We start from the raw sequence: 19,577 nt of genomic DNA on the forward strand, positions 1-19,577 counted from the left end.
AAAGCCCCCGGTTCCGAGTCGGAACCGGGGGCTTTCCCGTACGTACGAACAGACTCAGCAGCCGAGCAGGCGGCTGCCCAGGTAGCTCTGGATCTGGTCGAGGGAGACGCGCTCCTGCTTCATGGTGTCGCGCTCGCGCACGGTCACCGCGTTGTCGTCGAGGGTGTCGAAGTCGACGGTCACGCAGAACGGGGTGCCGATCTCGTCCTGGCGACGGTAGCGGCGGCCGATGGCGCCGGCGTCGTCGAACTCGATGTTCCAGTTCTGGCGCAGGTCGGCCGCAAGGCCCTTGGCCTTCGGCGAGAGCTGCGGGTTACGGGAGAGCGGCAGGACGGCGACCTTGACCGGCGCCAGGCGCGGGTCCAGACGCAGGACGACGCGCTTCTCCATGACGCCCTTGGCGTTGGGGGCCTCGTCCTCGTTGTACGCGTCGAGGAGGAAGGCCAGCATCGCGCGGCCGACACCGGCGGCAGGCTCGATGACGTACGGCGTGTAGCGCTCGCCGCTCTCCTGGTCCAGGTAGGTCAGGTTGGCGCCGGAGGCCTTGGAGTGGGCGTTCAGGTCGTAGTCGGTGCGGTTGGCGACGCCCTCCAGCTCGCCCCACTCGCTGCCGCCGAACTGGAAGCGGTACTCGATGTCGGCGGTGCGCTTCGAGTAGTGGGAGAGCTTCTCCTTCGGGTGCTCGAACCAGCGCATGTTCTCCTCACGGAGACCCAGGCCCGTGTACCAGTTCCAGCGCTGCTCCATCCAGTACTCCTGCCACTGCTCGTCCTCGCCCGGCTTGACGAAGAACTCCATCTCCATCTGCTCGAACTCGCGGGTGCGGAAGATGAAGTTGCCCGGAGTGATCTCGTTCCGGAAGGACTTGCCCATCTGCCCGATGCCGAACGGGGGCTTCTTGCGCGAGGTCTGCTGCACCTGACCGAAGTTGGTGAAGATGCCCTGCGCGGTCTCGGGACGCAGGTACGCGACGGAGCCGGTGTCCTGGGTCGGGCCGAGGTGGGTGGAGAGGAGGCCGGAGAACTGCTTGGGCTCGGTGAAGGTGCCCTTGTTGCCGCAGTTGGGGCAGTTGAGGTCGGCGAAGCCGTTCTCGGGGAGACGGCCGTGCTTCTCCTCGTACGCCTCCTCCAGGTGGTCCGCGCGGTAGCGCTTGTGGCAGGAGGTGCACTCGGTGAGCGGGTCGGTGAAGGTGGCGACGTGGCCGGAGGCCTCCCAGACCTCGGTGGCCAGGATGACCGACGAGTCGATGCCGACGACGTCCTCGCGCGAGGTGACCATGTAACGCCACCACTGGCGCTTCAGGTTCTCCTTGAGTTCGACACCCAGCGGTCCGTAGTCCCAGGCGGCCTTCTGGCCGCCGTAGATCTCACTGCACGGGTAGACGAAGCCACGGCGCTTGCTCAGGCTGACGATGGTGTCGATCTTGTCGGCGGCCACGGTGCTCTCTTCATTACGACGACGAAGTGCGAATGCCTCAGGTTACCGGCGCCCGCACCCCCCGTATCAAATCGGTTCGGTACGCGGATCCTCCGAGGGGGCTCGTGGGCGGGGCCACACGTACGACAATTGACAATCGTTTCCAGTTTTGTTGAAAATGAGTGTCATGAACGTACGCCGCCTGATACCCACCACCGCCGTCGCCGGAGCCGTCGCGCTCGGGCTCGTGACCCTCTCCGCCTGCGGCGGCAGCTCCGACGCGGCCGACAAGGGCAACGACGGCAAGCTGGACGTGGTGGCGTCGTTCTACCCCATGCAGTACCTGGCCGAGCAGATAGGCGGCGGCCACGTCGCCGTCGAGACGCTCACCAAGCCCGGCGTCGAACCCCACGACCTGGAGCTCAAGCCGAGGCAGATCGGCGAGCTCGGCGAGGCCGACGTCGTCCTCTACCTCAAGGGCATCCAGCCCGCCGTCGACGACGCGATCGCCCAGGCCGGCGTCGAGAACACCGTCGACGCCGCCACCCTCACCAAACTCGAAGCCCACGGCACCGAGGTCGGCCACGCGGGCCACGACCACGCCGAAGGGGAGCACGCGGAAGAGGAAGCCGGTCACGACCACGGCTCCGAGGCCGGCGCCGACCCGCACATCTGGCTCGACCCGGTGAAGTACGCCGAGGTCGCCAAGGGCGTCGGCACCGCCCTGGAGAAGGCCGACCCGGCGAACGCCGCCGACTACAAGAAGAACACCGAAGCGCTGGTCAAGAAGCTCGGCGACCTGAACACCGACTTCGCGACCGGTCTGAAGAACACCACGACGAAGACCTTCATCACCACCCACTCCGCCTTCGGCTACCTCGCCGAGCGGTACGGCCTGGACCAGGAGGGCATCTCCGGCATCGACCCCGAGTCCGAGCCGAGCCCCGCCCGGATCAAGGAACTCCAGGACGTCGCGAAGAAGGACAAGGTCACCACCGTCTTCTTCGAGACCCTCGCGAGCGACAAGACCGCCAAGACCCTCGCGGGCGACGCCGGCCTCAAGACCGACGTGCTCGACCCGCTGGAGGGAATCACGGAGACCTCCAAGGGCGATGACTACATCGAGGTCATGCGGTCCAACCTCGCCGCGCTGCAGAAGGCTCTCGGCGCCAAGTGATCACAGCACAGCAGGAGGTACGAGCCATGGCAGCCCCCGAAGCGGAACCCGTCATCTCCGTCCGCGGAGCCACGGCGGCCCTCGGCGCCCGGCCCGTCCTCCGGGGCGTCGACCTCACCGTCCGTCGCGGTGAGGTCGTCGCGCTGCTCGGCGCCAACGGCTCCGGCAAGTCCACCGCGGTCCGCTCCGTCATCGGCCAGGTGCCGCTGACCGGCGGCACGATCGAGCTTTTCGGCACGGAGCGGAAGCGGTTCCGCGACTGGGCCCGGGTCGGCTACGTGCCCCAGCGCACCACCGCGGCGAGCGGCGTCCCCGCCACCATCCGCGAGGTCGTCGCCTCCGGCCGGCTCTCCCGCCGCAGGTTCGGCTGGCTGACCAAGGACGACAAGGCCGCCGTCGAGCGGGCCATCGGCCTCGTCGGTCTCGCCGACCGTGCCAAGGACTCCGTCTCCGCCCTCTCCGGCGGCCAGCACCAGCGGGTCCTGATCGCCCGCGCACTCGCCTCCGAGCCCGAGCTCCTGATCATGGACGAGCCGATGGCCGGGGTCGACCTGGCCAGCCAGGAGATCCTCGCCTCGACCCTGCGCGAGCAGGTCGCCGGCGGCACCTCCGTCCTCCTCGTCCTGCACGAGCTGGGCCCCCTGGAGCCCCTGATCGACCGCGCGGTCGTGCTCCGCGACGGCTGTGTCGTCCACGACGGCCCGCCGCCCGAGGCGCTCGGCCAGCACGCGCTGCCGGGCCACGACCACGTCCATCCGCACGCGGCCGGGGAGCCGCTCCGTACGGGTCTGCTGACCTGAGGAAGCTGACCTGATCATGGAAATCCTCCAGCTCGCCTTCATGCAGCGCGCGCTCCTCGCGGCCGTGCTCGTCGGCATCACCGCGCCCGCCGTGGGCATCTACCTGGTCCAGCGCCGTCAGGCGCTGATGGGCGACGGCATCGGCCATGTCGCCATGACCGGTGTCGGCCTCGGCTTCCTCCTGAACTCCAGCCCGGTCTGGATGGCGACCGCGGTCGCCGTCGTCGGCTCGGTCGCCATGGAGCTGATCCGGGCGTACGGGAAGACCCGCGGCGACCTCGCGCTCGCGCTGCTCTTCTACGGCGGCATGGCCGGCGGCGTCCTGCTGATCAACCTCTCGCCGACCGGTTCCAACGCCAACCTCAGCTCGTACCTCTTCGGCTCGCTCTCCACGGTCTCCACCGAGGACATCACCGCCATCGCGATCCTGGCCGCCTTCGTGGTCCTGGTCACGGTCGGTCTGCGCCGGCAGCTCTTCGCGGTCAGCCAGGACGAGGAGTTCGCCCGCGTCACCGGCCTCCCGGTGCGGGCCCTGAACCTGCTGATCGCGGTGACGGCCGCGGTGACCGTCACGGTCGCCATGCGGGTCGTCGGCCTGCTCCTGGTCAGCGCGCTCATGGTGGTGCCGGTCGCGGCGGCCCAGCAGCTGTCGAAGTCCTTCCGTGCGACCTTCGTCCTCGCGGTGGTGACGGGCATCACCGTCACCCTGGCGGGCACGGTCACCTCGTACTACCAGGACGTGCCGCCCGGCGCGACGATCGTCCTGTACGCGATCGGGGTGTTCGTCCTGCTCACCCTGCTCGCCACACCGCTCGCGAAACGGCGGGCGCGGGCGGCCGAGGTGGGTGCGGAGAGCTGTGACGCACCGGTTCCGGCCACCCGGCGGCCCTCGGACGACGTGAAGGTCTGATCCGGCCCGGACTCAGGTGCGTGGGGGGCTGGCAGAATGGCGGGGGCAGACAAGCATTCAAGGAGGCCCCCGTGGTGACGGCAGGACCCCCCGTACGAGGCCGCTCGACCAAGCAGCGTGCCGCCGTCTCCGCGGCGCTGAACGAGGTGGACGAGTTCCGCAGCGCCCAGGAGCTGCACGACATGCTCAAGCACCGCGGCGACTCGGTCGGCCTCACCACCGTCTACCGCACGCTGCAGTCCCTCGCGGACGCGGGCGAGGTGGACGCGCTGCGCACGAGCGAGGGCGAGACGGTGTACCGCCGCTGCTCGACCGGCGACCACCACCACCACCTGGTGTGCCGTCTCTGCGGCAAGGCCGTGGAGGTGGAGGGCCCGATGGTGGAGCAGTGGGCCGAGACGATCGCCTCGGAGCACGGCTTCGTGAACGTGGCGCACACGGTGGAGATCTTCGGCACGTGCGCGGACTGCGCCGGGAAGTGACCTGACAGGCGACGGCGAAGCGGCCCGTACCGGAGATCCGGTACGGGCCGCTTCGTTCGGTCATTTCCTGGTGATGTTCCGGTCGAGGACCGCCCGCAGCCGGTCGGCGTCGGCCGGGTCGGCGAACCCGCTCTTGGGCAGGTACGCGAAGCCGGTGCCGGTCCGCCGGGCGGTGAGCAGGACGAAGAGCCGGGGTGTCTCGACGTACTGGGGCAGCATGGCCCAGCGGATCACGACGTCGGTGTCCCGGGTGATCCACCGCCCGCCGTCCTCGTCCACGAGGGCCCTCGCCTCGCCCTGCGACCGGATCATCAGGAAGAGGCTGCGGGCGGTCGCCCAGGGCAGCACCTCCGCGGCGGACACGGCCACGAGGCCGAGCAGGATCATCACCACCGCCGCCCCCGGATCCGGGTCGCGCACGACCAGCAGCTCCAGGGCCGCGACGGCGAGGGCGAGCAGACAGCCGCCACGGGCCGTCCACCGCAGGACCCGCCACCATCGGGTGGCCCGCAGCCGGACCCGTACCGCCTCGCTCACGTCCGTGAAAACCGGGGGGTAGACGAGTTCGAGCCCGTCCCGGGTGCCGTTCTCCATCGCTTCGTTCACGGCGGTGATCGTAGCCGTACGGGCAACCGGGCCCCGTTCCGGTTTCGTCCGGCTCAGCCCTTTTCGAGGACGGCCATGTCGGCCGGGTCGACGCCGCCGAAGCGCCGGTCGCGCTGGGCGTACTCGACACAGGCCCGCCAGAGGTCGCGGCGGTCGAAGTCGGGCCACAGCACGTCCTGGAAGACCATCTCGGCGTACGCGCTCTGCCAGATCAGGTAGTTGGAGGTGCGCTGCTCGCCGCTGGGTCGCAGGAACAGGTCCACGTCCGGCATGTCCGGGTAGTAGAGGTACTTCTGGATGGTCTTCTCGGTGATCTTCGCCGGGTCGAGGCGGCCCGCCTTCACGTCCTCGCCCATCGCCTGCGCCGCGTCCGTGAGCTCCGCGCGGCCGCCGTAGTTCATGCAGAAGTACAGCGTGAGCTTGGTGTTGTCCTTGGTCTGCTCCTGCGCGACCTGGAGCTCCTTGGCCACCGACTTCCACAGCTTGGGCATCCGGCCGACCCAGCGCACCCGCACACCGAGCGAGTCGAGCTGGTCGCGGGACTTGCGGATGAAGTCGCGGTTGAAGTTCATCAGGAAGCGCACCTCCTCGGGCGAGCGCTTCCAGTTCTCGGTGGAGAAGGCGTACAGCGAGATCGACCCCACGCCCATCTCGATCGCGCCCTGGAGCACGTCGAGCACCTGCTCGGCGCCGACCTTGTGGCCCTCGGTGCGGGGCAGGCCGCGCTCCTTGGCCCAGCGGCCGTTGCCGTCCATGACGATCGCGACGTGCTCGGGGACCAGCTCGGACTGGAGCTTCGGCGGGCGGGCTCCGGAGGGGTGCGGCTCGGGGGGGCTGTACTCCCGGCGCTGGCGACCGAGCAGTCGTGCGATGGCCATGACGTGGTCTCTCCTACCTAGCTTTTCTCTACGTACCGCAGCGAGCGCAGGCCGCGCTCCAGGTGCCAGTGCAGATAGGCGGACACGAGTCCGCTGCCCTCCCTGACGTGACGCGGCTCGCACGCGTCCGCCGTCGCCCAGTCGCCGGTGAGCAGCGCGCTGAGCAGGCCGATGGCCTCCGCAGAGGGTACGACGCTTCCGGCCGGCCGGCAGTCGCCGCATATGACACCGCCCGCCGCGACCGAAAAGAACCGGTTGGGGCCGTGAAGGCCGCATTTGGCGCAGTCGTCGAAGCTGGGCGCGTAGCCGTTCACGGCGAGCGAGCGGAGGAGGAAGGCGTCCAGGATGAGGTGGGGTGCGTGCTCGCCCCGGGCGAGGGTCCGCAGGCCGCCCACGAGCAGCAGGTACTGCTGCACGGCGGGCTCGCCCTCGTGGTCGGTGAACCGTTCCGCCGTTTCCAGCATGGCGGTGCCGGCGGTGTAGCGGGCGTAGTCGGTGACGATGCCGCTGCCGTAGGCGGCGATGGTCTCGCTCTGAGTGCAGAGCGGCAGGCCGCGCCCGATCAGCTCACTCCCCCGGGCGAAGAACTGCACGTCCACGTGCGAGAACGGTTCGAGTCGCGCGCCGAACTTCGACTTGGTCCGCCGGACCCCGCGCGCGACGGCGCGTACGCGCCCGTGACCGCGCGTGAGGAGTGTGATGATGCGGTCCGCTTCACCCAGCTTCTGGGTGCGCAGCACGATGCCGTCGTCGCGGAACAGACTCATGCGCCCATTCTCGCGTACGGGAGGCAGCCTCCGGACCGGTACGGGAAGACGGCGGCTCGGCGCCCGGGGATCAGCCCTCGACGGCGGCGGCGATCAGCGTCTGGAGCTGTTCGGCCGTGCGGTCGAGGGGCCGGGTCGAGCGCTTGGCGCGGCACAGGGTGTCGGGGGTCTCGTCGGCCGGGGGTTCCTCGATGGAGACGGCGCCGGCCCGGGGCCCGCGTCCCGGCCGTCGCCCGTGGCTGCATCGGCCTGTACGCCTGCAGGTCGTCTCCCACGTCCTCGACGGGGAACAGCTGCCGGAGAAGCACCTCAAGCCCGTGTTCGTACGCGACCTCCCGCCGCGCTGGCCCGGGCACCCCCCGTACGACGAACGCCCGGCCGGAGTTCCCTCCCGGCCGGGCGTCCCTCGTTCCGCACGATGCGGAGTCAGGGCACCTCGCCGCGGCTCCGCGCGTTCACGTGCGCCGTGGCCGCGCTCAGCCGCTCGGCCGAGGTGGCCTCTCGTACCCCGTCGGGCTCCACGTCCCATTCCCGTCCGCCACCCAGCGGCCGGACCTGGACGTAGGGCCCCTCGTGCCCCATGACCCTCCCGACCCGCCCGGTGCGGATCTCGACGACGTACGACCCGATGGGCAGTGTCATGACCGGTCCTCCTCCCCCGGCAGGACGGCGGCGGCGAGGAGCCGGGCCGTTTCCACCGTGCAGCATCCCAATTCGACGAGCGGCCTCGGAGGATCGGCGGCGAGGGTGACGACGTCGAGCCCGAGCGAGGGAAGCCGGATTCCGGTCCTCGCGAGCGCCTCACGCAATTCCGTCACTGCCTCTTGTGCGGCTTCGATGGCCCCCGTGGTCGTCTTCATGATGTCTTCCTTCACCAACGTATGCCTTTCTGAATCCATTTCCTGCTTCGCCTCACCAGGGTGGGGCCGGATCCGTAGAATCGGCAGATGCGCAGGTCGTACAACTACGGCGTAGGCCTGGGGAGTTAGTCCATGGCCAAAGGCGCGCAGCAGGAGCTCGCCCATGCGGAACCGGGCGCACGGGTGTTCGTCTCGGCGGCATGCATCTGTTTGTTCGAGCAGGGAATTCGAAAGCCGCAGCGGGATGCGGCGACGAGAATCGACCGGGTCCTACAAACCGGCGGTATTTCGAACGAACGTGTCGCGAACTCATTGAGAAGTCGTCGTTCGCCCTCCCGCCGAACCGGAGCACACGCGTTCATGACCGGCATGCTCAAGCTCATGGAGTTCACGCACCCAGCCACCAGCCGCCTATACGGAGACGGGCTTTTCAGGGACTCTCATCGACGATCCGCCCGTGGTGTGCGATGCCCGGCGTGCCTACGATCTCCTCCGGGTCGCCGCCCTGCCGCCGGTGGAGTCCCTGACGATGATCGAGTCGGCCGTGAAGGACTGGGGACGATGCGCGAGTACGAACCGAGCAGTACCTCTTGGCGCAGGAGCCCCGCCCTCCGCGCCCCCGCCGCCGCATGGACCGCGTTCGTCGACGGCATCAAGAGATGACGACGCCGCTCGTGCTGCGCGGCGGCAGCGACGCCACCCTCCGGTTCGAGGGCGGGGCCGTGAACCTCCGCCAGGCGGACGGGGAGCACCACATACCCCTGGCAGCCGTCGCGCGCGTCCGCGCCGGAGACGGGGTCGTCGAGATCGAGCTGACCGCGCTCGACGAGGACGAGGCGGTCACGTACCGCGTCGAGACCGCGAGCGCGGCGGACGCCACCGCCTTCGCCGAGGCCGTCACCGCCGCCCTCCCCGAGCACGAAACGGTGAGCGACGGCTCCGAGAACGTCGTCAGCCGGCTCACGCCCGTCCCGCTCCCGCGGCGGATCGCGGAGTGGGGCGGGGCCGCGCTATGCGCACTCGTGATGCTGGGCCTGCTCTACCGCGACGTGCGGCGGTCGGCCGACCGTGGCGAGTACGGCTGGGCCCTCGTTTTCGCCGGTCCGGTCGCCTTCGTGGGAGCCGCCCTCGCCTTGAACGCCGGCCATGCGCTCCACCGGCGGTGGTCCTACCGGCGGGACGGCATCACGGCGACGGCGGAGTTCTCCCACCACGCGGACGACAGGAAGGCCCGTCGGGTGTACCGGTACACGGACACGACCGGGCGGAGCCACACGTACACCTCGAAGAGCGGCGGCGGCGAGGTCCGGGTGAGTTACCTGCCGCACGCCCCGCACCGTGCCGTCACCGCCGCGACGCCCGGGCGACTGGTCGGCCTGGTGGCACTGCTCCTGGTCGGAGCGGCCGTCTGCGTGGGCGGGATCTTCGGTGTCGTGCTGTCGCTCGGCGACTGAGCATCCCGGTGGACCGCGTCGAGCAGTTCCACGCTCTCGCCGACGCGTTCAGGCCTGACCGAGTACGGATCATCACGCGCACGACATCCCCGTCCCCTCGCCTGCACCATTTCGCCGGACAGCATGTCTTTCAGTGACATGACGTCAAGCGAATGCGGTGAATCCTGGGGACCGGAGGGGTTCAGCCGTGCGTGATCACGCCCTACGCTCTCCGTCATGCCCATCACCCCGTCCACCCCCGTCATCCAGGGGAGCAGGAAGACCTGCCTCCAACTCGACGGCGACGCACTGCTCCTGAGCCGACCGCACGAGGAGGCGCTCATCCCGCTGGCGGCGATCGAGCAGATCACGGCCGCAGGGCGGACGGTCACCGTCGAGCTGACGGCTCCGGCGGGAGCCACGCGGTACGTGCACCGGATCGACGGGGTGAGCGAGGCGGCGGCCACCATGTTCGCCGCGACCGTGAACGCCGCGCTGCCCGGGACGGCCGGTCGGGACACGACGGCCGACGGGACCGCCCTCGTCGAGACGCACCCCCTCCGCCTGACCCGGCGGGCGAGGAAGCTGCGCCGCATCATGTGGGGGTCGGCCGGCGCCCTCGGACTGCTCGCCGCCCTGTGCGTACTCGTCGCCGTCGCCGGGCAGCCGATCCTCCTGCTCAGCCTCATACCCGGAGGCCTCGTCTCGACGGCGATCCTCGCCATCGGCGCGAACGCGCTGGCCAACTGGTACCGCGAGTGGCGTCTGACCCGGCACGGCATCACGACCTTCGCGGCCGAGGTCCCGGAGAGGCCGGGGATGTACCTCTACACGGACCCGGCCGGGCTGATCCGCCACGTGTCCACCTGGGCGGGCGGCATGGCCGTCAAGGTCAGCTACGACCCCGCCGACCCGGGAAACGTCGCCCTCCCGAGGGCCGCCCTGTTCCGCCGCGGGGAGCTCTGCCTCGGACTGTTCTTCACCCTCTTCGGGCTCGCCGCGTTCGTCGGCATGATCGCACTGACCGTCATGGCGTTCGTGGACCCCGGGTCGATCTCCGGCACCACGTAGCACCACTTATGGAAGTCATAAGTCCATCTTATGAGCCCATAGACCGGGGGCGGGTACCGCTCCGCTCCCGGGATTATTTAGGGTGACCTAAGTGTCGGCGGCTTCGCCGCCACGTCGCTTGCGAAGGGAACCCAGTCATGCCCCGCCCCCTCCGGGTCGCGATCGTCGGCGCCGGCCCCGCCGGAATCTACGCCGCCGATGCGCTGCTGAAGTCCGAGGCCGCCGCCGAGCCGGGTGTGTCCATCGACCTCTTCGAGCGGATGCCCGCCCCCTTCGGCCTCATCCGTTACGGCGTCGCCCCCGACCACCCGCGCATCAAGGGCATCGTCAACGCCCTCCACCAGGTCCTCGACAAGCCGCAGGTCCGCCTCTTCGGCAACATCGACTACGGCACCGACATCCACCTCGACGACCTGCGCGCCTTCTACGACGCCGTGATCTTCTCGACCGGCGCCATGGCCGACCGCCCGCTGAGCATCCCCGGCGTCGAGCTGGACGGCTCGTACGGCGCCGCCGACTTCGCCTCCTGGTACGACGGCCACCCGGACGTCCCGCGCACCTGGCCGCTCGAAGCGGAGAAGGTCGCCGTCCTCGGCGTCGGCAACGTGGCCCTCGACATCGCCCGCATCCTCGCCAAGACCGGCGACGAGCTGCTGCCGACCGAGATCCCGGCGAACGTCCACGACGGCCTCAAGGCCAACAAGGCCGTCGAGATCCACGTCTTCGGACGCCGCGGCCCGGCCCAGGCCAAGTTCAGCCCCATGGAGCTGCGCGAGCTGGACCACTCGCCCACCATCGAGGTCATCGTCAACCCCGAGGACATCGACTACGACGACGGCTCGATCGCCGAGCGGCGCAAGAACAAGCAGACCGACATGGTCGCCAAGACCCTGGAGAACTGGGCGATCCGCGACGTCGGCGACCGCCCGCACAAGCTCTTCCTGCACTTCTTCGAGTCGCCCGTCGAGATCCTCGGCGAGGACGGCCAGGTCGTCGGCCTGCGCACCGAGCGCACCGAGCTGGACGGCACGGGCAACGTCAAGGGCACCGGCCAGACCACCGACTGGGACGTCCAGGCCGTCTACCGCGCCGTCGGCTACCTCTCCGACGAGCTGCCCAAGCTGCCCTGGGACGCCGTCAGCGGCACCGTCCCGGACGAGGGCGGCCGGGTCGTCGAGGAGACCGGCGAGCACATGGCCTCCACGTACTGCACCGGCTGGATCCGCCGCGGCCCCGTCGGCCTCATCGGCCACACCAAGGGCGACGCCAACGAGACCGTGGCGAACCTCCTGGACGACTTCGCCAACGGGCGCCTGCTCACCCCCGACACCCCGGAGACGGACGCGGTCGTGTCCTTCCTGGAGGGCAAGGGCCTCACGTACACCACGTGGGAGGGCTGGTACGCGCTGGACGCCGCCGAGAAGGCGCTCGGCGAGCCGCAGGGCCGCGAGCGCGTGAAGATCGTCGAGCGCGAGGACATGCTGCGCGCGAGCGGCGCCATCGAGTAAGCCCTTCGCCTTCGCGAGCCCTCGCCCCTTCCCGGTCCTACCCTGAAAGGACCGGGAAGGGGCGAGAGCCATGTCCGCACCCACCACGACCGACGCGGTCGAACGCGCCAGGGACGCCGCCGCCCGCGAGTCCTGGGCAGAGGCGTACGAGCTGCTGCACGACCACGACCGGCACCCCTCGCGCGGCCTGACCGCCGACGACCTCACCGTCCTCGCCGACTCCGCCTGGTGGTCCGGGCACGTCGACGAGTCCGTCACCGCCCGGCTCCGCGCGCACGCCGCCTATCTCGCGGCCGACGACCACCGGGGCGCCGGACTCACCTCCTGGTGGCTGCACTACGAGTACGCGAGCCTCGGGCGGCCCGCGGCGGCGGCCGGCTGGCTCCACCGCGCCCGGCACCACCTGGAGGACTTCCCGGACTGCCCGGAGCAGTGCTTCCTGGCCTGGACGACGTCCGAGGAGGCCGAGGCGCACGGCGACCACGAGGCCGCCCTCGCCGCGACCCGCCGCATGACCGCCCTCGCCCTCGCCTCCGGCAGCCCCGACCTCCTCGCCCTCAGCCGCCAGGCCGAGTCCCATGTGCTCCTCGCGGCCGGCCGCAGGACCGAGGGCCTCGCCCTCCTCGACGACGCCATGTGCGCGGTGGTCGCGGGCGAACTGAGCGGCATGGTCACCGGCTGGCTGTACTGCCTGGCCCTGACCCAGTGCATGGAGGCCGCCGACCTCTCCCGGGCCGTGGAGTGGACGAACGCGGCGATGGAGTGGTGCGCCCCGCCCTGGTCGGGGCACCCGCCGGCCGACGACACGGCGGCCCCCGCCCGTACCCCCGGCCCGCTCCCCATGACCGTCCCCTCCGGCGAGAACCCCTTCCGGGGCGTCTGCCGGGCCCACCGCGTCGAGGTCCTCGACCTCCTCGGGGCCTGGGCACTCGCCGAGGCGGAGGCCCGGCAGGCCTGCCGCGAGGTGCCGGTGGACTGTCTGGAGTCGGCCGCCGCCGCGTACTACGCCGCCGGGGACGTCCAGCGGCGCCAGGGCCGCCTGGAAGCGGCCGCCGTCTCGTACGGGCACGCCCACGAACTGGGCCGGATCCCGCAGCCGGGCCTCGCCCTCCTCCGCCTCGCGCAGGGCCGGGCCGAGGCGGCCGTGGCGGGCGTCGACCTCGCCCTGGCCTGCCGGAACGATCCCGACCACGACGTCCTGGGCCGGGCCCGGCTGCTCGCCGCCCGTACGGAGGTGGCCCTCGCCGTCCGTGACGTGGCCGGGGCGGCGCGCGCCGCCGCGGAGCTGGACGCACTCGCCGGGGACGGAGACGGAGACGTACCGCTGCTGCGTGCCCTGGCCGACACGGCCCTCGGCTCGGTGGCCCTCGCCGAGAAGGGACCCGACGCCCTGCTCCCGCTGCGCCGGGCGCTCGCCGGGTGGCTGGAACTGCGCGTGCCGTACGAGGCCGCACAAGTGCGGATGCTGCTCGCGGCGGCCGACCGGGCCGCCGGCGACGAGGAGGCGGCCCGCCTGGAGCTGGGCACCGCGCGGGCCGTCTTCGAACGGCTCGGGGCCGTACCGGACGCCCGGCGCGCGGCGGCGCTGGTCAGCGGCGGGTCACGACGGCGGCTGCCGGGCGGGCTCACCGCGCGGGAGGCGCAGGTGCTGCGTCTCGTCGCCTCGGGCGGGACGAACAAGGACATCGCCCGTGAGCTGGTGATCAGCGAGCACACGGTCGCCCGGCACCTGAACAACATCTTCGCCAAGCTGGGCGTCGGCTCCCGCGCCTCGGCCACGGCGTACGCGTACGCGCACTCCCTCCTGTGACGCGGCATGGTCCGAACGGCCCATGGGGACCCACCGCCGGGACATGGGTGGTTCCGGCGATGCGCCCCGGGCGGCCACCGGGCTAGACCGGAGACATGACCACCACGACCAACCCCCTGGACACGCTCCGCGGTGCCGTGCGCGGCACCGTCGTGACCCGCGGCGACCCGTCGTACGACGAGTCCCGCCGGGTCTACAACGCCCTGCACGACCGCCGCCCCGCCGTCGTCGTCCACGCCGTGGACGCCGGCGACGTGATGGCTGCGGTGCGGTACGCCCGGGAGCACGAGCTCCCGCTGGCGGTGCGCGGCGGCTCCCACTCGGTCGCCGGATTCGGCACCGTGGACGACGGCCTCGTCGTCGACCTGTCCCGGATGCGGGGGGTCAGGGTCGACCCGGCGGCCCGCACGGCACGGGCCGAGGGCGGCGCCACCTGGGGCGACTTCAACCACGCCACCCACGCCTTCGGGCTCGCCACCACCGGCGGGGTGGTCTCCACGACCGGAATCGGCGGCCTCACGCTCGGCGGCGGCATGGGCCACCTGGCCCGCCGCTACGGACTGAGCTGCGACAACCTGATCGCGGCGGACGTGGTGACCGCCGAGGGCGCGCTGGTCTCCTGTGACACCGAGCGGAACCCGGACCTGTTCTGGGCGCTGCGCGGCGGCGGCGGGAACTTCGGGGTCGCCGTCTCCCTCGCCTACCGGCTGCACCCGGTGACGGACGTCTTCGGCGGTCTGAGCTGCTACCCGCTCGACGGGGGCGTGGCCCGGGCCTGGCAGGAGATGATCACGGTGGCGCCCTGGGAGCTGAACTCGATCCTCGTCCTCGCGCTCGGCCCGGAGGAACCGTTCCTTCCCGAACGCTGGCACGGCCGCCCGCTCTGCGCCGCGTTCACCTGCTTCAGCGGCCCGGAGGCGGAGGACGAGAAGGTCCTCGCCCGCCTGGACGGGCTGGGTCCGGTCATCGGCCGGTTCATGCAGCGGATGCCGTACCCGGTGATCAACACCCTCTTCGACGAGCAGCTGCCGCCGGGGCTCTACCACTACTGGAAGGGCAACTTCAGCCGCGGACTCTCCGACGGCGCCATCGCGGCCCACACGGAGTACGGCGCCACGATGCCGTCCCTCGAATCGGACACGGCGATCTTCCCGATCGACGGCGCCTGCCATCGCATGGGCCCGGAGGACACCGCGTTCGCCTACCGCGACGCCGACTTCTCCCACTCCTTCGGCGGCACCTGGACCGACCCGGCGGACTCGGACGACAACATCGCCTGGACCCGCGCCTACGACACGGCGCTGCGCCCGCACACCCAGGAGGGTGGGTACGTCAACTTCATGGACACCGACGACCAGGACCGGGTGCGGGTCAACTACCGCCAGAACTACGACCGGCTGCGGACGGTGAAGCGCGCGTACGACCCCGACAACGTGTTCCGGCTGAACCAGAACATCGAGCCGTAGCGGATCGTCCTACGCCACGGTCCTGGCCGAGGCGAGCAGCCGGACGACATCGTCCGGAGCGAGCGCGAGCGCGTTCCCGACCGTCCCCAGGACCTCCCGCTCGGCCGGGCTGTAGACCCCGTCGGCGAGGGCGATCCGGGCGGCCTGGAGCAGGATCGACTCCCGCCCGGAGGGTGCCAGGTGCGGGGTCAGCGGCTCCAGGGCCTCGTGCAGCTCGATCGCGAGGAGCGCCCCCTCGGGGTTCACCTCGGGCATGAAGCGCCCGGTGTCGGCCTCCAGGGCCTCGACGAGGTCGACGAGCTGGACGGCCGTGCACTCGGCGAAGCCGGCGGACCGCACCGCGCTCACGGCCCGGTCGAGGACCGCGCGCGAGTCGGTGCCGCCGGCCGCGAGCACGGCAAGCGCGACGGTGTGCACGGCGTCCCGCAGCATCGCCGAGAAACGGCCGGTCGTCGGGTGGTCGAGCACCTCCGTGCCGAAGTGCGTGTGACAGGCCGCGCACTCGACGACGGGGCCCGTACAGCCCCGGGGCAGGACCGGGACGCCCAGGACGGCGAATCTGCGGCGGCCGGTGCGGCGCCGGTAGTTGCGGTCGCCGCCGCACTCCTCGCAGAAGAACTCGCCGTCTCCGACCGTGTTCCAGGAGGTGCGGATTCCGCAGACGCCCACTTTCCCACCACGTGAATTCCGGGCAGACCGCACACGCACCTCCTCAACGGCCCGGCTGCACTGCCGGCGTTGGCGTGATGTTAGCCACATCCTTGATGTGGCGTCAGCACCCCGTCAGGACTTCACCGTGGAGATGGCCGAGACACGTCACCGTTCAGGAGGCGCGGCGACGGCGCTTTGCGAAGGCCAGGAAGCCTCCGCCGACGAGGACGGCGGCCACGGCGGCGCCGATCGCACCGGGTCCGATGGCCGAACCGGTCGTCGCGAGATCACCCTCCGGGGTGGCGGACGGCGCCGGGGTCGGCGTGCCCCCAGGGGCGGTGGTGGCCTCCCCCGGGGTGGCGGGGGAGGACGGGGAGGCCGACCCGCCGGGGGGCGTCGCCGTCGCCGTGGGCGTCGAGCCGCCCTCGCTGGGGGTGGCCTCGGGGGTGCCGGGGGTGTCGGGGGTGGCCGACGGGGTGGGGACGGTGGTCTCGGTCGGCGTCGGGGGCTCCGGGGTGACGACCGGGCCCGGCGTGGTCTGCTTCGGGAGGCAGCCGGTGAAGTTCATCTGGTGGGTCTCGGCGCCGGGGACGGTGTCGAGCGACTCGGCGATGACGGAGCCGTTGACGTGGCCGGGGCCGTAGGTCGCGCTGCCCATGGAGACGGCGGCGTTGGGGGCCAGGATGGTGCCCGGCCAGGAGGAGTAGTTCTTCTTGACCGTCTCGGCCTGCGGGAAGTTCCACAGCAGCCGGGAGCGGACCTGCTTGAAGGCGTCGCTGCCGGAGGCGTAGTCGTCCTGGACGAAGCCGTTGGTCCGCTCGTCCCAGATCCACACGCCGTAGGTCGGCTTCGCGTGCATGTCGTACGAGCCGCCGAGGACGTTCACGAGGGTGGAGGAGCCGGCCGGGACCTTGAGCGATATCGCGCCGGCCTTCTCCAGGTCGGAGGCGTTCACGGCGAAGACGTTCAGCTTCGCGTCGGTGCCGGTGAGGAAGACGCCCTGCCCGCTCGGGTCCGCGGAGACCGTGCCGTTGGGCTTGACGCCCGCCCAGCCGGTGGACAGCGCGCGCAGCTCGGCGAACTCCTTGCCGAAGTCGACCGGGGAGGCGCCCGTCGCGACCTTGTCGCCGTCGACGCCGAAGCCCGCGCCCGGGGTGGAGCGGTCGACGACCTTGCCCGCGATGCCCGTGCCGTTGTCGAGGACGACCTGGTTCGCGTAGAGCGTGCCGCCGACGACGAGGCTGTGGCCGCCGGGAAGCTTGGCGAGGTCGGCGCCGGTGAGCTTGTGACCGATGGAGAAGCCGGAGGGCTGCTTCGGGTCGCCGAAGGTGGCGTCACCGCCGACCGCGACCGCGCCCTCGGAGTCCGAGTGGCGGGTGGAGTTCTTCTCGACGAACTCGGCGTAGAGACCGGCCGTGCCGAGCGGCTGCGTCACGCACTCGGTGGTGGTGGCGGACTCGGCGGCGGAGGCGACGGGGGCCCAGCCGATGGCGGCACCGGTCACCGCGAGAACGGCGGCCACGGCAGCGGTCGTGCGCATGCGAAACTCCAGGTCAGGGAGGTGACGAAGGGGGCGCGTGGGGGGTGTCCGAGGGGACGAGTGGACCATCCGCCATTCCCCGATGTGCCGTCAACTCACCTGATATGACACTCATTCCGACATTGCGGGATGATCTTCCTTAAGCGAACCTGAAGCCATCCTGAGCCGTGACGCAGCTCACACGCGAGACCGCCCCGCCCCCTCGGAAGGGGGCGGGGCGGTCCGGTGCGGAGCGGGTCAGCGGGCGGAGCGGTTGACCGCCGAGATGACCGCCTTCAGGGAGGCGCGGGTCGTGTTGGCGTCGATGCCGATGCCCCACAGGACCTGGCCGTCGATGGCGCACTCGATGTACGAGGCGGCCTGCGCGGAGGCGCCCTCGCTCATCGTGTGCTCCTGGTAGTCCAGCAGGCGGGCGTCCACACCGACGCCCTGCAGCGCGGCGAAGAAGGCGGAGATCGGGCCGTTGCCGGAGCCGGACAGCACGGTCTCGGCGCCGTCCACGACCGCCTCGACGGTCAGCGTGTCCGTGCCGTCCGTGTCGGAGGTGGTCTGGCCGGAGCGCAGCTGGATGCGTCCCCAGGCATTGTCCGGGTTGGGCAGGTACTCGTCCTGGAAGACGGCCCAGATCGCGGCCGGGGTGACCTCGCCGCCCTCGGTGTCCGTCTTCTGCTGGATGATCTTCGAGAACTCGATCTGCATCCGGCGGGGCAGGTCCAGCTTGTGGTCGTTCTTCAGGACGTACGCGATGCCGCCCTTGCCGGACTGCGAGTTGACCCGGATGACGGCCTCGTAGGAACGGCCGACGTCCTTCGGGTCGATCGGCAGGTACGGCACCGCCCACTCGATGTCATCGACGGTCTTGCCCTGGGCGGCCGCGTCGGCCTCCATGGCGTCGAAGCCCTTCTTGATGGCGTCCTGGTGGGAGCCGGAGAAGGCGGTGTAGACCAGGTCGCCCGCGTAGGGGTGGCGCGGGTGGACCTCCATCTGGTTGCAGTACTCGGAGGTGCGGCGGATCTCGTCGATCTGCGAGAAGTCGATCTGCGGGTCGACGCCCTGGCTGAACAGGTTCATGCCCAGGGTGACCAGGTCGACGTTGCCGGTGCGCTCGCCCTGCCCGAACAGGCAGCCCTCGATGCGGTCGGCGCCGGCCATGATCGCCAGCTCGGCCGCCGCCACGGCCGTGCCGCGGTCGTTGTGCGGGTGGACCGATACGCAGATGTGCTCGCGGCGGGTCAGGTTCCGGGACATCCACTCGAAGCGGTCCGCGTGCGTGGACGGCGTCGAGCGCTCCACGGTGGCGGGCAGGTTCAGGATGATCTCGCGGCCCGGGCCCGGCTGCCAGACGTCACAGACCGCCTCGCAGACCTCCAGGGCGAAGTCCAGCTCGGTGTCGGTGAAGATCTCGGGGCTGTACTGGTAGCCGAAGACGGTGCGCTCGTCGAGCAGCTTCTCCGCGTACTCCATGACCAGGCGGGTGCCGTCCACGGCGATCTGCTTGATCTCCTCCTTCGAGCCGCGGAAGACGACCCGGCGGAAGGTGGGCGCGGTGGCGTTGTACAGGTGGACGGTGGCGCGCTTCGCGCCGACCACGGACTCCACGGTCCGCTCGATCAGGTCCTCGCGGGCCTGCGTCAGTACGGAGATGGTGACGTCGTCCGGGATCGCGCCCTCTTCGATGATGGAGCGCACGAACGCGAAGTCGGTCTCGCCGGAGGACGGGAAGCCGACCTCGATCTCCTTGTAGCCCATGCGCACCAGCAGGTCGAACATCTCGCGCTTGCGGGCCGGGGACATCGGGTCGATCAGGGCCTGGTTGCCGTCGCGCAGGTCGGTGGACAGCCAGCGCGGGGCCTTGGTGATCCGCTGCTCGGGCCAGGTGCGGTCGGGGATCCGTACCTGCTCGTACCGGCCGTACTTGTGGATCGGCATCCCGGACGGCTTCTGCAGCTGCGTCGCGTTGGTGATCGGCGTGGGGCGGCTGACGAACGGAGACTGGGACATGTGCGTTGGGCTCCTCGGGTCCTACGGGAGGGACGGCCGACTGTCGAACGCAACACCAGGTCCCGCGGGGAGGGGGTCGGCCTACGACTACAGGCCCTCGCCGCGGCAGCTAAGGAGAAGCAGCCCGAAACGCATGATGTGCCGCAGCCTAGCCCAGGGACGTCGGAGACGGACGTCCTGTATCAGTATGCGGGACGGCGC

At 70.8% G+C, this 19,577-nt stretch carries 19 protein-coding genes; 9 read left to right on the top strand and 10 right to left on the bottom strand.

Features of this window, described 5'->3' with window-relative positions; all coding sequences use genetic code 11:
• Positions 1-54: 54 nt before the first annotated feature.
• Positions 55-1,437, bottom strand: a complete 1,383-nt coding sequence (locus OG514_RS06205; protein ID WP_266891683.1) for a glycine--tRNA ligase — start codon at positions 1,435-1,437, stop codon at positions 55-57.
• 166 nt (positions 1,438-1,603) lie between these two features.
• On the opposite strand from OG514_RS06205, the gene OG514_RS06210 reads away from it, so the two are divergent.
• The 4 genes from OG514_RS06210 to OG514_RS06225 all read left to right on the top strand — a co-directional run bounded on the left by OG514_RS06210 (position 1,604) and on the right by OG514_RS06225 (position 4,785).
• Positions 1,604-2,593, top strand: a complete 990-nt coding sequence (locus tag OG514_RS06210) for a metal ABC transporter solute-binding protein, Zn/Mn family (RefSeq protein ID WP_266891685.1) — start codon at positions 1,604-1,606, stop codon at positions 2,591-2,593.
• Positions 2,594-2,619: 26 nt separating this feature from the next.
• Positions 2,620-3,393 carry a metal ABC transporter ATP-binding protein gene (locus OG514_RS06215; RefSeq protein WP_266891687.1) on the top strand — a complete coding sequence of 258 codons (774 nt, stop codon included), beginning with the start codon at positions 2,620-2,622 and terminating at the stop codon, positions 3,391-3,393.
• A gap of 16 nt (positions 3,394-3,409) precedes the next feature.
• Positions 3,410-4,303 carry a metal ABC transporter permease gene (locus OG514_RS06220; protein WP_266891689.1) on the top strand — a complete coding sequence of 298 codons (894 nt, stop codon included), beginning with the start codon at positions 3,410-3,412 and terminating at the stop codon, positions 4,301-4,303.
• 71 nt (positions 4,304-4,374) lie between these two features.
• Positions 4,375-4,785 carry a Fur family transcriptional regulator gene (locus OG514_RS06225; RefSeq protein ID WP_055603560.1) on the top strand — a complete coding sequence of 137 codons (411 nt, stop codon included), beginning with the start codon at positions 4,375-4,377 and terminating at the stop codon, positions 4,783-4,785.
• Positions 4,786-4,845: 60 nt separating this feature from the next.
• Here the strand turns inward: OG514_RS06225 and OG514_RS06230 are convergent, their stop codons facing one another.
• The 6 genes from OG514_RS06230 to OG514_RS06255 form a co-directional block, all read right to left on the bottom strand.
• Entirely contained in the window at positions 4,846-5,391 is a 546-nt protein-coding gene (locus OG514_RS06230; RefSeq protein ID WP_266891694.1) for a YcxB family protein, read from the bottom strand.
• A gap of 53 nt (positions 5,392-5,444) precedes the next feature.
• Complete coding sequence (locus tag OG514_RS06235) at positions 5,445-6,269, bottom strand: isoprenyl transferase (RefSeq protein WP_266891696.1); 825 nt, start codon at positions 6,267-6,269, stop codon at positions 5,445-5,447.
• A gap of 17 nt (positions 6,270-6,286) precedes the next feature.
• Positions 6,287-7,036, bottom strand: a complete 750-nt coding sequence (gene recO, locus OG514_RS06240; RefSeq protein WP_266891698.1) for a DNA repair protein RecO — start codon at positions 7,034-7,036, stop codon at positions 6,287-6,289.
• A gap of 70 nt (positions 7,037-7,106) precedes the next feature.
• Positions 7,107-7,349, bottom strand: coding sequence for a hypothetical protein (locus OG514_RS06245; protein ID WP_266891700.1), 243 nt, complete (start codon positions 7,347-7,349; stop codon positions 7,107-7,109).
• Between the two features lie 113 nt (positions 7,350-7,462).
• Complete coding sequence (locus OG514_RS06250; RefSeq protein WP_030317441.1) at positions 7,463-7,678, bottom strand: hypothetical protein; 216 nt, start codon at positions 7,676-7,678, stop codon at positions 7,463-7,465.
• Complete coding sequence (locus tag OG514_RS06255; RefSeq protein ID WP_266891704.1) at positions 7,675-7,896, bottom strand: hypothetical protein; 222 nt, start codon at positions 7,894-7,896, stop codon at positions 7,675-7,677. Before OG514_RS06255 ends, OG514_RS06250 begins: the two co-directional genes overlap by 4 nt.
• Positions 7,897-8,555: 659 nt before the next feature.
• On the opposite strand from OG514_RS06255, the gene OG514_RS06260 reads away from it, so the two are divergent.
• The 5 genes from OG514_RS06260 (at position 8,556) to OG514_RS06280 (ending at position 15,184) form a co-directional block, all read left to right on the top strand.
• Positions 8,556-9,350, top strand: coding sequence for a DUF3592 domain-containing protein (locus tag OG514_RS06260; RefSeq protein ID WP_266891705.1), 795 nt, complete (start codon positions 8,556-8,558; stop codon positions 9,348-9,350).
• Positions 9,351-9,566: 216 nt separating this feature from the next.
• Positions 9,567-10,400: a hypothetical protein gene (locus OG514_RS06265; protein WP_266891707.1), complete on the top strand. Its 834-nt coding sequence runs from the start codon at positions 9,567-9,569 to the stop codon at positions 10,398-10,400.
• Positions 10,401-10,537: 137 nt separating this feature from the next.
• Positions 10,538-11,908, top strand: coding sequence for an FAD-dependent oxidoreductase (locus OG514_RS06270; RefSeq protein WP_266891709.1), 1,371 nt, complete (start codon positions 10,538-10,540; stop codon positions 11,906-11,908).
• A 70-nt stretch (positions 11,909-11,978) separates the two neighbouring features.
• The gene (locus OG514_RS06275; RefSeq protein WP_266891711.1) at positions 11,979-13,718 is read left to right on the top strand and encodes a LuxR family transcriptional regulator; all 1,740 of its coding nucleotides are present in this window, start codon (positions 11,979-11,981) and stop codon (positions 13,716-13,718) included.
• 95 nt (positions 13,719-13,813) lie between these two features.
• Entirely contained in the window at positions 13,814-15,184 is a 1,371-nt protein-coding gene (locus tag OG514_RS06280; protein WP_266891713.1) for an FAD-binding oxidoreductase, read from the top strand.
• A gap of 9 nt (positions 15,185-15,193) precedes the next feature.
• Here OG514_RS06280 and OG514_RS06285 read toward each other — a convergent pair whose 3' ends face one another.
• The 3 genes from OG514_RS06285 to leuA all read right to left on the bottom strand — a co-directional run bounded on the left by OG514_RS06285 (position 15,194) and on the right by leuA (position 19,376).
• Positions 15,194-15,886, bottom strand: coding sequence for a TerB family tellurite resistance protein (locus OG514_RS06285; RefSeq protein ID WP_266891715.1), 693 nt, complete (start codon positions 15,884-15,886; stop codon positions 15,194-15,196).
• A 121-nt stretch (positions 15,887-16,007) separates the two neighbouring features.
• On the bottom strand, positions 16,008-17,375 hold the full coding sequence (locus OG514_RS06290; protein WP_266891717.1) for a choice-of-anchor A family protein: 1,368 nt from the start codon (positions 17,373-17,375) through the stop codon (positions 16,008-16,010).
• 237 nt (positions 17,376-17,612) lie between these two features.
• A complete protein-coding gene (gene leuA, locus OG514_RS06295) occupies positions 17,613-19,376 on the bottom strand; it encodes a 2-isopropylmalate synthase (protein WP_266891719.1) in 1,764 nt (587 codons plus the stop codon).
• Between the last annotated feature and the right edge of the window lie 201 nt (positions 19,377-19,577).

Source organism: Streptomyces sp. NBC_00572, assembly GCF_026341815.1.
GTDB lineage: Bacteria > Actinomycetota > Actinomycetes > Streptomycetales > Streptomycetaceae > Streptomyces.

What these genes read in the sequence shown, in the direction of transcription:
- OG514_RS06210 (WP_266891685.1), top strand. Translation starts at nt 1,604, where the DNA reads ATGAACGTACGCCGCCTGATACCCACCACCGCCGTCGCCGGAGCCGTC.
- OG514_RS06215 (WP_266891687.1), top strand. Translation starts at nt 2,620, where the DNA reads ATGGCAGCCCCCGAAGCGGAACCCGTCATCTCCGTCCGCGGAGCCACG.
- OG514_RS06220 (WP_266891689.1), top strand. Translation starts at nt 3,410, where the DNA reads ATGGAAATCCTCCAGCTCGCCTTCATGCAGCGCGCGCTCCTCGCGGCC.
- OG514_RS06235 (WP_266891696.1), bottom strand. Translation starts at nt 6,269, where the DNA reads ATGGCCATCGCACGACTGCTCGGTCGCCAGCGCCGGGAGTACAGCCCC.
- recO (WP_266891698.1), bottom strand. Translation starts at nt 7,036, where the DNA reads ATGAGTCTGTTCCGCGACGACGGCATCGTGCTGCGCACCCAGAAGCTG.
- OG514_RS06250 (WP_030317441.1), bottom strand. Translation starts at nt 7,678, where the DNA reads ATGACACTGCCCATCGGGTCGTACGTCGTCGAGATCCGCACCGGGCGG.
- OG514_RS06255 (WP_266891704.1), bottom strand. Translation starts at nt 7,896, where the DNA reads ATGAAGACGACCACGGGGGCCATCGAAGCCGCACAAGAGGCAGTGACG.
- OG514_RS06260 (WP_266891705.1), top strand. Translation starts at nt 8,556, where the DNA reads ATGACGACGCCGCTCGTGCTGCGCGGCGGCAGCGACGCCACCCTCCGG.
- OG514_RS06265 (WP_266891707.1), top strand. Translation starts at nt 9,567, where the DNA reads ATGCCCATCACCCCGTCCACCCCCGTCATCCAGGGGAGCAGGAAGACC.
- OG514_RS06270 (WP_266891709.1), top strand. Translation starts at nt 10,538, where the DNA reads ATGCCCCGCCCCCTCCGGGTCGCGATCGTCGGCGCCGGCCCCGCCGGA.
- OG514_RS06275 (WP_266891711.1), top strand. Translation starts at nt 11,979, where the DNA reads ATGTCCGCACCCACCACGACCGACGCGGTCGAACGCGCCAGGGACGCC.
- OG514_RS06280 (WP_266891713.1), top strand. Translation starts at nt 13,814, where the DNA reads ATGACCACCACGACCAACCCCCTGGACACGCTCCGCGGTGCCGTGCGC.
- OG514_RS06290 (WP_266891717.1), bottom strand. Translation starts at nt 17,375, where the DNA reads ATGCGCACGACCGCTGCCGTGGCCGCCGTTCTCGCGGTGACCGGTGCC.
- leuA (WP_266891719.1), bottom strand. Translation starts at nt 19,376, where the DNA reads ATGTCCCAGTCTCCGTTCGTCAGCCGCCCCACGCCGATCACCAACGCG.